Annotated in this window: 12 protein-coding genes and 1 pseudogene; 10 read left to right on the top strand and 3 right to left on the bottom strand. The window is 64.1% G+C overall.

Annotated elements, in window-relative coordinates:
* Both ACKVEX_RS15805 and ACKVEX_RS15800 read right to left on the bottom strand, forming a co-directional pair.
* A pseudogene (locus ACKVEX_RS15805) lies at window positions 1-195 on the bottom strand (2,3-epoxybenzoyl-CoA dihydrolase); the annotation flags it as partial.
* A gap of 23 nt (window positions 196-218) precedes the next feature.
* Window positions 219-1,121 (bottom strand): helix-turn-helix transcriptional regulator, encoded by a 903-nt coding sequence (locus ACKVEX_RS15800; RefSeq protein WP_473216702.1) that lies wholly within the window; start codon window positions 1,119-1,121, stop codon window positions 219-221.
* Between the two features lie 248 nt (window positions 1,122-1,369).
* Between ACKVEX_RS15800 and ACKVEX_RS15795 the strand changes: the two genes are divergently transcribed.
* The 10 genes from ACKVEX_RS15795 (at window position 1,370) to ACKVEX_RS15750 (ending at window position 10,608) form a co-directional block, all read left to right on the top strand.
* Complete coding sequence (locus ACKVEX_RS15795) at window positions 1,370-1,837, top strand: 4-hydroxylaminobenzoate lyase (RefSeq protein ID WP_473216701.1); 468 nt, start codon at window positions 1,370-1,372, stop codon at window positions 1,835-1,837.
* Window positions 1,838-1,994: 157 nt separating this feature from the next.
* Window positions 1,995-3,590: a benzoate-CoA ligase family protein gene (locus ACKVEX_RS15790; RefSeq protein ID WP_473216700.1), complete on the top strand. Its 1,596-nt coding sequence runs from the start codon at window positions 1,995-1,997 to the stop codon at window positions 3,588-3,590.
* Window positions 3,591-3,648: 58 nt separating this feature from the next.
* Window positions 3,649-4,833, top strand: a complete 1,185-nt coding sequence (locus ACKVEX_RS15785; protein WP_473216699.1) for an ABC transporter substrate-binding protein — start codon at window positions 3,649-3,651, stop codon at window positions 4,831-4,833.
* An 85-nt stretch (window positions 4,834-4,918) separates the two neighbouring features.
* Window positions 4,919-5,785 (top strand): branched-chain amino acid ABC transporter permease, encoded by an 867-nt coding sequence (locus tag ACKVEX_RS15780; protein WP_473216698.1) that lies wholly within the window; start codon window positions 4,919-4,921, stop codon window positions 5,783-5,785.
* A gap of 5 nt (window positions 5,786-5,790) precedes the next feature.
* Complete coding sequence (locus tag ACKVEX_RS15775; protein WP_473216697.1) at window positions 5,791-6,762, top strand: branched-chain amino acid ABC transporter permease; 972 nt, start codon at window positions 5,791-5,793, stop codon at window positions 6,760-6,762.
* Entirely contained in the window at window positions 6,755-7,516 is a 762-nt protein-coding gene (locus tag ACKVEX_RS15770; protein ID WP_473216696.1) for an ABC transporter ATP-binding protein, read from the top strand. Before ACKVEX_RS15775 ends, ACKVEX_RS15770 begins: the two co-directional genes overlap by 8 nt.
* The gene (locus ACKVEX_RS15765) at window positions 7,509-8,222 is read left to right on the top strand and encodes an ABC transporter ATP-binding protein (protein WP_473216695.1); all 714 of its coding nucleotides are present in this window, start codon (window positions 7,509-7,511) and stop codon (window positions 8,220-8,222) included. Before ACKVEX_RS15770 ends, ACKVEX_RS15765 begins: the two co-directional genes overlap by 8 nt.
* A 1-nt stretch (window position 8,223) precedes the next feature.
* Complete coding sequence (locus ACKVEX_RS15760) at window positions 8,224-8,997, top strand: alpha/beta fold hydrolase (RefSeq protein ID WP_473216694.1); 774 nt, start codon at window positions 8,224-8,226, stop codon at window positions 8,995-8,997.
* A 58-nt stretch (window positions 8,998-9,055) separates the two neighbouring features.
* Entirely contained in the window at window positions 9,056-10,033 is a 978-nt protein-coding gene (locus ACKVEX_RS15755) for an NADPH:quinone oxidoreductase family protein (protein WP_473216693.1), read from the top strand.
* Between the two features lie 113 nt (window positions 10,034-10,146).
* On the top strand, window positions 10,147-10,608 hold the full coding sequence (locus tag ACKVEX_RS15750) for a ProQ/FINO family protein (RefSeq protein WP_473216692.1): 462 nt from the start codon (window positions 10,147-10,149) through the stop codon (window positions 10,606-10,608).
* Between the two features lie 33 nt (window positions 10,609-10,641).
* Here ACKVEX_RS15750 and ACKVEX_RS15745 read toward each other — a convergent pair whose 3' ends face one another.
* Window positions 10,642-12,285, bottom strand: coding sequence for an ATP-binding domain-containing protein (locus ACKVEX_RS15745; protein WP_473216691.1), 1,644 nt, complete (start codon window positions 12,283-12,285; stop codon window positions 10,642-10,644).
* Window positions 12,286-12,315: the final 30 nt, after the last annotated feature.

Below are 12,315 nucleotides of genomic sequence, written 5' to 3'. Positions count from 1 at the left end.
GTCATGCAGTTCGATATCCACGCCCAGGTCGTAGGAGTTCAACTTGAGCTTGTAGCCCGGCCGGAGGCCCCCGTCCTCATCGATGTTCAGTGTCAGCGTGGCCACCTCCCCCGTGCACGCGAGCGACCAATGACGGTATTGCGACGGGTCGGTACGGTAGTCGACCGTATCCTGATTCGTTGTGACTGCGCCCACTGTCTCTCCTCCTGTCGAACTGATCAGCTCGTGACCAGCTTCCTCAGTTTCGTGAAACTCTGATCGATGGTTTCACCAGACGTGTCGACCACGGCATCGGCACGTACGTAAAGCGATTCCCGAGCCTCCAGAATGCGTTTCAGGTCCTCCATCGCTTCGTCGTTGCCGGCCATCGGACGCAAGTCCCCCTGCGCCATCACGCGCGCCATGTGCTCCTCCGGCCGGGCCTTCACCCAAACGGTCAGGCAGTTGGACAGCAGCATGTCGTAGCTTTCCGGTTGCGCGACCACGCCCCCGCCGACCGAAATCACCGCTCGGTCGTTGTTCTGGATGACACGTTCGAGCGTGCGCCGTTCGATTCGCCGATATCCGGTCTGACCGTAGAGCGCGAAAATCTCGCTCGCGGGCATTCCGGTGTCGCGCTCGATCTCGTGATCGAGTTCGATGAACGGCACCCCGTCCATTTGCGCAAGACGACTTCCCAGCGTCGATTTGCCCGCCCCGCGCAGTCCGATCAATGCGATGCGCTTGCGACGAACCGCCTCGTCATGTCCGAAATCGCGCATCAGGCGGAAAACCACCTCCTCGAGTCGGTGCCGGGGCAGACGTTCGAGGAAACGGCGGATCAGGCGCTTCTCGACGGTGTCCTCGGTCTCGGGCGCGAGCAACTCGACCAGTGATACATCCAGCGCCCGTGCGATGTGCCTGAGCAGCACGATCGAGACATTGCCCTCGCCGGTCTCGAGGTGCGCCAGATGACGTTCCGAAACCTTGGCCTCACGCGCGACCAGCTTGCGGGTCATTCCACGCCTGTCGCGGATCTCGCGTGCGCGCTTGCCGAGCGCCGACAGGAACTCCCCGTCAGCGCGTTCGTCCGTGTGCCGTGCTTCCAAGGCTTCGGTATCCATTTCGCTTGTTTGACTCATATGCGAATTCCTGATGCGGCGTTGATGCAGAATAATGCTGTTGACTTTATAAGTCAATACGTATATTGCAGTGTAGAGACGAAGAGTATGCAGTGGACTGCTGTAAATATAGAGAAGCACATTGACAAAGTCATCCGCCGCTGTGAAATACTGCGTCGCAGCATTCAGATTGATCCGATATATGTACTAAAGTGCTTTACCGCTCAATCTGTAGGTGTATTCTATTGCAAAGATATGAGGAGGATATTATGACGCCAGCGCAGTTCGAATCCATGGTCGCCGAGATCACCGCAGTCATCGAAGGGATGCCGGTAGACAAGAAACTCGAAACCCTGCTCAATGAGCGTTTTCCGCCCGATGGGGATGTCTTCCGAGCGATCGACCGGGCCTGTCGCGACGCCGCGGCGCAAGGATGGATGTGCGATCGCGAGCATGGCGGGGTCCGCTTCGGACGAGTGATCAAGCCGGGTCCGGGGACGCATGGTTTCAGTGTCGACGTCGTGGACATGGACAACGTCGTCGGTCCGCATCACGTGCACCCTCATGGCGAGATCGACATGATCATGCCGTTGGAGGGGGATGCGAAATTCGATGGGCACGGAGCCGGCTGGCTGGTCTATGAAGCCGGAACCGGCCATCGCCCGACTGTGAGCGAAGGCCGTGCGCATGTGCTTTACTTGTTGCCACAGGGTGCGATTGAATTCACCCGGGGCTGACCGGCAGGACTCGATGGGCCGATGTGCCTGAAGCACGGGTTCATCAAGCAGAAGATCCGGCAATGTACCGGATCGGAGACAAGCCATTTTGCTTTACAGATTAACAGTTCATGTTTAATCTGTTTGGGGATGGCGACGCGCACGGAGGAGACATAAGATGTTTACCCTGAGCCAGGCGGACCATGGCAAGAGTCCACCCAGCATCGACATTCCGCGCCGCTACAATGCGGCGGACGATCTGGTCGGTCGCAATCTGAGCGGTGGCCGCGGTGACAAGCTCGCTTACATCGACGATACGGGTCGCTACACCTTCGCCGAGCTGGCCGCGCGCGTCAATCGTGCGGCCAATGCGCTGACCCGACTCGGGGTCATGCGCGAACAGCGCATCCTGCTGTGCGTGCATGACACGATCGATTTTCCGACCGTTTTTCTCGGTGCGATCAAGGCCGGCATCGTACCGATCGCGGTGAATACGCTGCTGACCGCCAGTGACTACGAGTACATGCTGAGCGATAGCCGGGCGCGGATCGCGGTGGTGTCCGCCCCGCTGTTGCCGGTCTTCGAGCCGCTGTTGGCCAAGGTGCCGACGCTCGAGCGCATCGTCGTCGCCGGCACGGATGAAGGCGACGATGCGCTGACGACGATGCTGGCGCAAGCCTCCGATCGGTTTGCCGCGGTCGACACGACCTGCGACGACGCCTGTTTCTGGCTCTACTCGTCGGGCTCGACCGGCGCACCGAAAGGCACGGTCCACGTACATTCGAGCCTGATCGAGACCGCCGAGCTGTATGGGCGCCCCATCCTTGGAATTCGTGAGGACGATGTCGTGTTCTCGGCGGCCAAGCTGTTCTTCGCCTACGGGCTGGGCAACGGTCTGACCTTCCCGCTGGCGGTCGGCGCGACTGCGATCCTGATGGCCGAACGGCCCACGCCCGAGGCGGTTTTCAAGCGACTGCGCGAACACAGGCCGACCATCTTCTACGCCGTACCGACGCTCTACGCGGCGATGCTCGCGAGTCCGGACTGTCCGACGCAGCAGGAGATGCGCCTGCGCGCGTGTACTTCGGCCGGAGAGGCGTTGCCCAAGGAGATCGGACGGCGCTGGACAGAGCGTTTCGGCGTGCCGATTCTCGACGGCATCGGTTCGACCGAAATGCTGCACATCTTCGTGTCCAACCGGCCCGACGATGTGCGCTACGGCACCACCGGCAAGCCGGTCCCCGGTTACGAGGTCCGGCTCGTGGATGACCACGGCGACTTGATCGAAGCCCCCGACCAGACCGGCGAGTTGCAGATCGCCGGACCGACAAGCGCGATCGGCTACTGGAACAACCGGACCAAGAGCCGCGACACCTTCCAGGGGCGGTGGACCCGCAGCGGTGACAAGTACAGTCGCACGGCCGACGGCTATTACGTCTACGCGGGCCGAAGCGACGACATGCTGAAGGTCAGCGGGATCTATGTGTCGCCGATCGAGGTGGAGTCCTGCCTGATCAATCACGAGGCGGTACTCGAAGCTGCGGTCGTCGGTCTCGAGGACGAAGACAATCTGATCAAGCCCAAGGCCTTCATCGTACTGAAGCCCGGATTCAGGCCCAGCGCCGAACTGGCCGAGGTGATCCGCCAGCATGTGAAGGCCAACCTGGCGCCCTACAAATATCCGCGCTGGACCGAGTTCGTCGAGGAGTTGCCGAAGACAGCCACCGGCAAGATCCAGCGTTTCAAATTGCGGGCGCTCGGAGCAGGTCGCTGACGCAATGCATTTTCCGGGGTTTCGAACCCCGTTTCATAACAGCAGTGGAGGAGACACCATGAAACAGCAACAACAGAGCCGTCGCACCCTCATCCGCGGAATGGTCGGACTGGTCGCCGGCGCGCTGATCCCGATCGGCGCGGCGCAGGCGGCCGACCCGGTCAAGGTCGGATTGATGTTGCCGGCCACGGGCACCTTTGCGGCGCTCGGCACCGCGATCACCAACGGCTTCAAGCAGTATGTCGATGAGCAGGGCGGTAAACTCGCCGGCAGCGAGATCCAGTATTTCGCGGTCGATGACGAATCCAACCCGTCCAAGGCGACCGAGAACGCCAATCGCCTGGTGGTCCGCGACAAGGTCGACGTGCTGGTCGGTACCGTCCACTCGGGCGTCGCTCTGGCGATGGCCCGGGTCGCGCGACAGCGCGACACGACTTTCATCATTCCCAACGCGGGTGCCGACGATCTGACCGGGTCGCTGTGCGCGCCGAACATGGTGCGCTCGTCGTTCTCCAACTGGCAACCGGCCTACGCGATGGGCAAGGCGGCCATCGAGCGCGGCGCCAAGACTGCCGTGACGCTGACCTGGAACTATGCTGCCGGCCTGGAAGCGGTCAATGGCTTCAAGCAGGCCTTCGGCGAGGGCGGCGGCGAGGTCGTCCGCGAGATGACGCTGCCCTTCCCGAACGTCGAGTTCCAGCCCTTCCTGACCGAGATCGCGTCGCTGCGTCCGGACGCAGTGTATGTGTTCTTCGCGGGCGGCGGTGCCACCAAGTTCGTCACCGACTATGTCGCGGCCGGGCTCAAGGAGAACATTCGGTTGTACTCGAGCGGCTTCCTGACCGATGGCACGCTGGCCGCAATGGGTGGCGCAGGCGAAAGCCTGATCACCGCGCTGCATTACGCCGACGGACTCGACATTGCGAAGGACAAGGCCTTCCGCGAAGGCTATCAGGCACGTTACAACATGCTGCCGGACGTTTATGCGGTGCAGGGTTACGATGCGGCGCAGATTCTGCATGCCGGGCTGGAAGCAGTCGGCGGCGACGCCAGCAAGAAGGCCGAACTGCGCGCTGCGATGCGGGCGGCGACCATCGACAGCCCGCGCGGAACCTTCACGTTGTCGGCGGCCGGCAATCCGATCCAGGACATCTACCTGCGCGAGGCGCGAGGCACCGAAAACATCGTGATCGGCATCGCCGCCGAGGCGTTGGCCGATCCGGCCACCGGTTGCAACATGTAAGCTGCCTTTCCGGGGCGCGCTGCCGCCCCGGAGTCGGATTCCATCTTTTTCCGGGCGCCTGCGGGCGCCCGGATTGGGAAGGTTCATGGATATCACGTCCTTTCTGATCCAGCTGCTCAATGCGCTGCAGTACGGCCTGCTGCTGTTCCTGGTCGCGAGCGGTCTGACTCTGGTGTTCGGCATCATGGGCATCATCAATCTGGCCCATGGCAGCTTCTACATGATCGGCGCCTACATGGCGTTCGTGCTGACCGGCATGACCGGCAACCTGCTGCTGAGCATCGCGCTCGGCGTGCCGCTGGCGTTCGTGTTCGGCATGGTGCTCGAGAAGCTGCTGTTCGCTCACCTGTACAAGCGGGATCACCTCGAACAGGTATTGCTCACCTACGGCCTGATCCTGATCTTCGAGGAGTTGCGCAGTCTCGCGGTGGGCGACGATGTGCATGGCGTTGCGATCCCGGCGATCTTCTCCGCGTCCATCCCGCTGTCCGACACGATGAGTTATCCGGTGTATCGTCTCGTGATCTCGGCGGTCTGTCTCGCGCTCGCGGCCGGCTTGTACTTTCTGATCCAGCGCACCCGGCTGGGTATGATGATCAGGGCCGGCAGCCACGACCGCGACATGGTCCAGGCGCTTGGCATCAACATCAACAATCTGTACGCGATCGTGTTCGCGATCGGCGTGGCGATGGCGGCGCTGGCCGGCATGCTCGCGGCCCCGATCTCGTCGGTGTATCCGGGCATGGGTGGCAGCGTGCTGATCATCTCCTTCGTCATCGTGGTGATCGGCGGCATCGGCTCGGTGTGGGGCGCGCTGATCGCGGCGCTGATCATCGGCTTCGCCGATACCTTCGGCAAGGTTCTGATTCCGGAATGGGCCGGCCTGACCGTCTATGTGGTCATGGCGATCGTGCTGCTATGGCGCCCTGAAGGCATTCTGAAGAAGGGATGACCCGCATGAGCTCAACCGTTTCCACGACCTTCAAGCTGCTGGTGCTGGCCGGTCTGCTCGCGTTTCCGTTCTACGGCTCGGAGTTCTACACTGAGGTGGTCGCCCGCATCCTGATCCTGGCGATTTTCGCGATGAGCCTGGATCTGCTGGTCGGCTTCACCGGGCTGGTCAGCTTCGGTCATGCCGCCTATTTCGGGGTCGCGGCCTATATGGCGGTGATGCTTTCTCCGACCGACTTTTCGGCGGCCAGCCTGTGGGTCATCCTGCCCCTGTCGGTGCTGGCGGCCGCGGCGGCTGCGTTCGTGGTGGGGCTGTTCGTGCTCAGGACCAAGGGCATCTACTTCATCATGGTCACGCTCGCGTTCGCGCAGATGGCCTATTACATCTTCCACGACACCGCGCTGGGCGGTGGTTCGGACGGCATCTACCTGGACGTGCGTCCGGACGCTTCGATCGGCGGCTTCCAGCCCTTCGATCTGCTCGACGGGGATCACCTGTATTTCTTCGTCGTCGCGATGATGGTGCTGGTCTATCTGTTCCTGACGCTGGTGCTGCGCTCGCCGTTCGGTCGGGTGCTGGTCGGCATCCGCAGCAACGAGCACCGCATGCAGTCGCTGGGCTACGCGACCTTCCGCTACAAGCTCGCAGCCTTCACGCTGGCCGGCGGGCTGGCCGGCATCGCGGGCTTTCTGTATGCGGTGCTGTTCGGTTTCGTGACGCCCGAGTACCTGTCCTGGCACAAGTCGGGCGACGTGCTGCTGATGGTGATCCTGGGCGGCATGGGCAATCTGGCCGGGGCAATCGCCGGTGCGTTCGCGCTGGTCGGCATGCAGGAGCTGTTCACCGACTGGACCAAGCACTGGCAGCTGTTGATGGGTGGCATGATCGTGCTGGCGGTGCTGTTCATGCCGGGCGGACTGGCCGCGTTGCCCGAGCGCATCCTGCGCAGGTTTGGCAAGGAGAACAAGAATGGCTGAGGCGCTGTTGGTCGCCGAACGTCTGAGCCGCCTGTTCGGTGGTCTGGCGGCGAATCTGGAGGTGCACATCGCGCTGGAGCGCGGCGTGCTGCATGCGCTGCTGGGGCCGAACGGCGCGGGCAAGTCGACGCTGATCAACATGTTGTCGGGGGATTTGCCGCCGTCGTCCGGGACGATCCGTTACATGGGCAAGGACATCACGTCGTTGAAGGCGCATGAACGCTCGCGCATCGGCATCGGCCGCAGCTATCAGCGCACCAACATCTTCCCGAAGTTCACCGTGCTCGAGAACTGCCGGTTGGCCGCGCAGTCGCGCAACCAGCGTGCGTGGAGGATCTTCACGCCCGCGATGAAGCTGCTCGACACGGTCGAGCGCGCGCGCGCGGCGATCGCCGAGGCGGGGCTGGCCGGTCGCGAGGACAGGGTCGCCGGCCTGCTCTCGCATGGCGAACAGCGCCAGCTCGAGATCGCGATGGTGCTTGCGACCGATGCACAGGTGTTGCTGCTCGACGAGCCGCTGGCCGGCATGGGGTCGGAGGAGTCGACGCAGATGATCGGTCTGCTCAACGGGCTCAAGCAGACCCGTGCGATCCTGCTGGTGGAGCATGACATGGATGCGGTGTTTGCGGTGGCCGACCAGATCACCGTGATGGTCGACGGCGAAGTCCTCGAGTCCGGTTCGCCGGAACAGATCCGCAACAGCGAGGAGGTGCAGCAGGCCTATCTCGGCGAGGGGGATGATCAGCATGTCTGAGACCCTCCTCGAAGCGCGCGGGTTGCACACCTACTATGGTTCCAGTCACATCCTGCACGGCGTCGACTTCGCGATCGCGAAAGGCGAGGCGCTGGGTCTGATGGGACGCAACGGCATGGGCAAGACCACGCTGATCCGATCGATGCTGGGTCTCGTCCATCCGCGCGAGGGCACGATCACGGTGCGGGGCAGACCGGTGAACGGGGCGCCGACCTATCGCATCGCGCGCAGTGGCATCGCCTATGTGCCCGAGGGACGTGGCATCTTCCCGAATCTGTCGGTGCGGGAGAATCTGCTGATGGCTGGCCGCGCAGGCGTCGACGGCCGGCGTGACTGGACCTTCGAGCGCGTGATGGAGACCTTCCCGCGCCTGGCCGAGCGGATCACGCACGGGGGCGGCCAGTTGTCCGGTGGCGAGCAGCAGATGCTGACCATCGGCCGCGCGCTGATGACCAATCCGGACCTGCTGATCCTGGACGAGGCCACCGAGGGCCTTGCGCCGCTGCTGGTGCGCGAGATCTGGCGTGTGATCCGCACGATCCGCGAAACCGGTATCGCGACCGTCATCGTCGACAAGAATCATTCGGCCGTGACTTCGCTGACCGATCGCTCGATGATCCTGGTCAAGGGCACGGTCGTGTTCGACGGCCCAAGCGAAACCGTCCGCAACGACCCGGAGATGATCCGGAAGCACCTGGGAGTCTGAATTGAAACGCGTCGATGTGGGCGGTGTTCGCCTTGAGTACTTGCGTCTGCCGTCCGCACATCCGCGCGGGGACGCCCCCGCCATCGTCTTTCTGCATGAAGGCCTCGGCTCGGTCTCAATGTGGCGCGACTTCCCGCAGCGGGTCGCGGATGCCACCGGCTGCGAGGCGGTCGTGTTTTCGCGGGCCGGCTACGGCCGCTCCGATCCGGCCCCCCTCCCGCGTGAGGTGAGCTACATGCATGACGAGGGCGAGCAGGTGTTGCCCGCTTTGCTCGCGCGGCTCGGCGTCGACGCCCCGATCCTGTTCGGCCATTCGGACGGCGCCTCGATCGCGCTGATCTGTGCCGGCAATACCGATACCGCCCTGACCGGCGTGATCGCGATGGCGCCGCACGTGATGGTCGAGGACATCTCGGTCAGCAGCATCGCCGCCGCCAAGACGGCCTATCGGACGACCGACCTCGCGACGCGACTCGGAAAGTATCACGATGACGTGGATGCTGCGTTCCGGGGCTGGAACGACATCTGGCTGCATCCGGACTTTCGTGCGTGGAACATCGAGGCCTCCGTGCCGCGCATCCGTTGCCCCATCCTCGCTATCCAGGGCGAGGACGACGAGTACGGCACGATGCAGCAGATCGACCGGATCGCTGCGGCGGCCGGCGATGTGGAACTGTTAAAGCTCGCCGATTGCCGTCATTCGCCGCACAGGGACCAGTCCGACGCTGTCATCGCGTCGGTCGTGGATTTCGTGAACCGGATCACCGACTATTGAACCGTTGCGGCGAATGCGTTGAAACCGCCCGCACGGCGTCTGCACAAGGAGTGGATTTATGCGTGCCCTGATCTGCGATGCGTTCGCGCCGATAGACGCGTTGCGCCTCGGTGAATTACCCGACCCGGTCCCGGGCCCAGGCGAAGTCGTGATTCGGGTCGCTGCGGCCGGCGTGAATTTCTACGACACGCTGATCGTGCAGGGCAAATACCAGCTCAAGCCGCCCGCACCCTTTTCGCCCGGAGGCGAGGTGGCCGGCACGATCGCCTCGGTCGGTCCGGGTGTGTCCGGATTCGGCGTCGGTGACCGGGTGTGTGCGTTCACCTGGTTCGGTGGTTATGCGGAGTCGTGCCGTGCACACGTGAATCAGACCTGGCGTCTCGCGGACGGCGTGTCCTTCGAGGATGCGGCGGCCGGCCTGGTCGCATACGGCACGGCATGGTTCAGCCTGTATGACCGGGCACGCATGCAGGACCGCGACACCGTGCTTGTCCTGGGCGCGGCCGGTGGCGTCGGACTGGCTACGGTGGAGGTCGCGCATGCTACCGGCGCGCGCGTGATTGCGGCGGCGGGCTCGCCCGAGCGTCTCGCCCTGTGCGCCGAGGCGGGCGCGGATGTCTGTATCGACTATGTCGCGGAGGATCTGAAGGACGCGGTCAGGGCGGCCACCGACGGGCGGGGCGCAGACATCGTCGTGGACGTGGTCGGGGGCGCCTTCACCGAGGCCGCGCTGCGTGCGACGGCATGGCGGGGCCGGATCCTGATCATCGGTTTCGCGGCCGGCGACATTCCGCGCATTCCGGCCAATCTGCTGTTGCTCAAGGGCTGCGAGGCGTCGGGGGTGTTCTGGGACGAGATGCTCAGGCGCGAGCCGGATGTTGCCGCCGCGCAGATCGGGGCCATCCTTGATGGCTTCGCCGACGGCCGTTTCAAGCCCCGCATCACCGGCACCTATGCACTGGCGCAGGCCAGGGATGCGTTGCTCGCGCTTGCCCGTCGAGAAGCCCCCGGCAAGCTGATCGTCAAGCCGACCTGAGCTTCGGCAGCGTTTCATGCGATGATGCGCTTTTCCATGCTCCGCCCGGCCGGCGAGCCCCGACCGGGTCGTCGCAGCGGACCCTTTCCCGAGCCTGTTTTTCACCGATCGCAATGAACACCGAAGCCGAAGTACAGCCCGAATCACCCGATCCCAGGCCCAAGGAGTCGATCGATCCCCGCGGTCTGATCCTGAAGCTGCAGGAAATGTCGCCGACCTTTCGCGACTTCAAGCCGCTGGCCTTGCGCATCGACAAGACCGTCATGGCCCGCTTTCCGGAACTGGACCGCAAGGTCGTGCGGACCGCGATGCGCATGCACACCGCGTCGACGCGTTATCTGAAGGCGATGGAAAAGGCCACGCACCGCTTCGACTTCGACGGCAACGAGAACGGCGAAGTCAGCGAGGAGCATCGCGCGCATGCGGCGCAGACGCTGAAGGAGCGGTTTGCCGAGGTCGCGCGGCGCAAGCGCGACAAGCAGAAGGAAGAAGAGGCGCGCCGCCGTGCCGAGGAGGCCGAGCAGCGCAAGGCCGAGAAGCTGCAGCAGTTGATGAGCAAGTTCTCGTCGCGCTGATCGGCCAGTTGCGCAGGCCTGCCCAGCCTCGCGTCAGCTCTCCGGTGACTTCCATGCCAGCTGGCGGGCGGCGCGCTCGGACGCGACCAGGATCAGCTTCATGCTTGCCCGGGTCGCACCGACGAAGAGCTTGCGGACCGTGAGCGGGTCCAGGCTGTCGAAGTCGATCTCGGTGAAGATCACGCAGGGCGCGGCCTGCCCCTTGAATCGATAGACCGAATCGATCAGGAAGTCGCCATCGGAATAGATCGGGTTGCCTAGCAGATCGTAGCGACCGGTGAAGGACTTGAGCCCATGCTGTCCGAGCCGTTCGAAGGGCGCGAATACGGAGTGCTCGCGGCCGCGATACGTGATCAGCGCGATCATGTCGCGCCTGTAGCCGAGCCCGATCGCGCGGGTCACCGCGCGCTTGGTCTGCTCGATCAGCGCGCTTTCGTCTTGCCAGCTCAGGATCTCGAGTCCGGATTCCGCGATCGGGCTGCCCGCCTGCACCGTTTCGGTCAGGCCCAGCCGTTCGTTCAGCGCGACGACGATATCGGAGGGGCTGCGGTAGTTGCGCTCGCTGTGCAGCCGCACCCAGCCGGGTAGCTCGACGTCCGGGCGGTCGTACAGGTTCTGCATCGGATCCTCCAGCCACCACGCCCGTCCTTCCGGCCGCAGCAAGCCGAGCAGCCGGTCGCACCAGCTCGCCTGGAAGTCCTGCCCTTCGTCGATGATGAGCTCGTCGAACCGCCACGCGTCGCCCGGAGTCAGTGCCAGCGCGTCCTGCTCCATGCGCGCGAAGGCGCCCGGACGCGTGAAATCCGGCTCGCGACCGGCATCGCGCAGCATGCGGTCGCACAGCTGGTGATAGGTGACGACCTCTCCGCCGGCGGGCGCGATCGCGGCGATATGGTCGGCGAGCGGGCGGTTGTAGCACACGTATAGCGGCCGTCGCCCGGCGGCGAGTGCATCGCGGAACACCGCCATCGCGAGCTGCGTCTTGCCGCTGCCGGCGGTGCCGGTCACCCGTAGCCGGAACGGCGTCATGTCGATCTTGCGCGCCCATTCGGCCAGCCCGCCGGCGAGCCGGGTGTACAGCGCCTCGGCCTGGCCGACGATGGCATTGACCTCCGGGACCAGTTGCAGCGTATTGACCATGAAACGGTGGATCTCCTCGACCCGGCGTGCATCGGGCTCCCCGTCCAGCGTCAGCCCGATGACGGTGGCGGCGAGCTGGTCGCGTCGGGTCGCATCGATGATCCGGGAGGGATCGAGCCCGGCGCTGCCGGGTCGGCGCAAGGAGTAGTCCGGGCAATGCAGCAGGTAATCGATCGAGGGTTCGCCTCCGCCGAGAAAGGCGCTCAAGCGGGCACGCAGGTTCACGCTCGCGGCCACGATCTGCGCACTGACATTGTGACGCTGGCGCGAATAGCCCCTGATCAGACCTTCCTGTGTCTCGTCAAGGAAGCCGGTGCATTGTTCGATCACCACCATGCGGCCGCCCGGCCCGATCACGATGAAGTCGATGTCGCCGAACGATGTCCTGTCCGATTCGACCCGTGTCCAGTGAATGCCGTGATAGACCGCGAGCGCGTCGGGTAGCTGTTTCGCGAACGCCGCCAGGGTTTCCAGCTTGCGTCCGAGCGCGCCTTCGGCCGGAATGCGTTGCCATCCTTCGGGGTAGATGCGCGCCATGGCGACAGGATCGAGACCGGTGTTTGCGTT

Origin of the sequence: Denitraticella aggregata, from assembly GCF_048158365.1 — a bacterium.
In the GTDB taxonomy this organism is placed as follows: Bacteria; Pseudomonadota; Gammaproteobacteria; order Burkholderiales; family Rhodocyclaceae; genus Azoarcus_F.
Note: the sequence above shows the minus strand (reverse complement) of the source record. Positions and strands in the feature narration are given on the sequence as shown.

What these genes read in the sequence shown, in the direction of transcription:
- ACKVEX_RS15800 (WP_473216702.1), bottom strand. Translation starts at nt 1,121, where the DNA reads ATGAGTCAAACAAGCGAAATGGATACCGAAGCCTTGGAAGCACGGCAC.
- ACKVEX_RS15795 (WP_473216701.1), top strand. Translation starts at nt 1,370, where the DNA reads ATGACGCCAGCGCAGTTCGAATCCATGGTCGCCGAGATCACCGCAGTC.
- ACKVEX_RS15790 (WP_473216700.1), top strand. Translation starts at nt 1,995, where the DNA reads ATGTTTACCCTGAGCCAGGCGGACCATGGCAAGAGTCCACCCAGCATC.
- ACKVEX_RS15785 (WP_473216699.1), top strand. Translation starts at nt 3,649, where the DNA reads ATGAAACAGCAACAACAGAGCCGTCGCACCCTCATCCGCGGAATGGTC.
- ACKVEX_RS15780 (WP_473216698.1), top strand. Translation starts at nt 4,919, where the DNA reads ATGGATATCACGTCCTTTCTGATCCAGCTGCTCAATGCGCTGCAGTAC.
- ACKVEX_RS15775 (WP_473216697.1), top strand. Translation starts at nt 5,791, where the DNA reads ATGAGCTCAACCGTTTCCACGACCTTCAAGCTGCTGGTGCTGGCCGGT.
- ACKVEX_RS15770 (WP_473216696.1), top strand. Translation starts at nt 6,755, where the DNA reads ATGGCTGAGGCGCTGTTGGTCGCCGAACGTCTGAGCCGCCTGTTCGGT.
- ACKVEX_RS15765 (WP_473216695.1), top strand. Translation starts at nt 7,509, where the DNA reads ATGTCTGAGACCCTCCTCGAAGCGCGCGGGTTGCACACCTACTATGGT.
- ACKVEX_RS15755 (WP_473216693.1), top strand. Translation starts at nt 9,056, where the DNA reads ATGCGTGCCCTGATCTGCGATGCGTTCGCGCCGATAGACGCGTTGCGC.
- ACKVEX_RS15750 (WP_473216692.1), top strand. Translation starts at nt 10,147, where the DNA reads ATGAACACCGAAGCCGAAGTACAGCCCGAATCACCCGATCCCAGGCCC.
- ACKVEX_RS15745 (WP_473216691.1), bottom strand. Translation starts at nt 12,285, where the DNA reads ATGGCGCGCATCTACCCCGAAGGATGGCAACGCATTCCGGCCGAAGGC.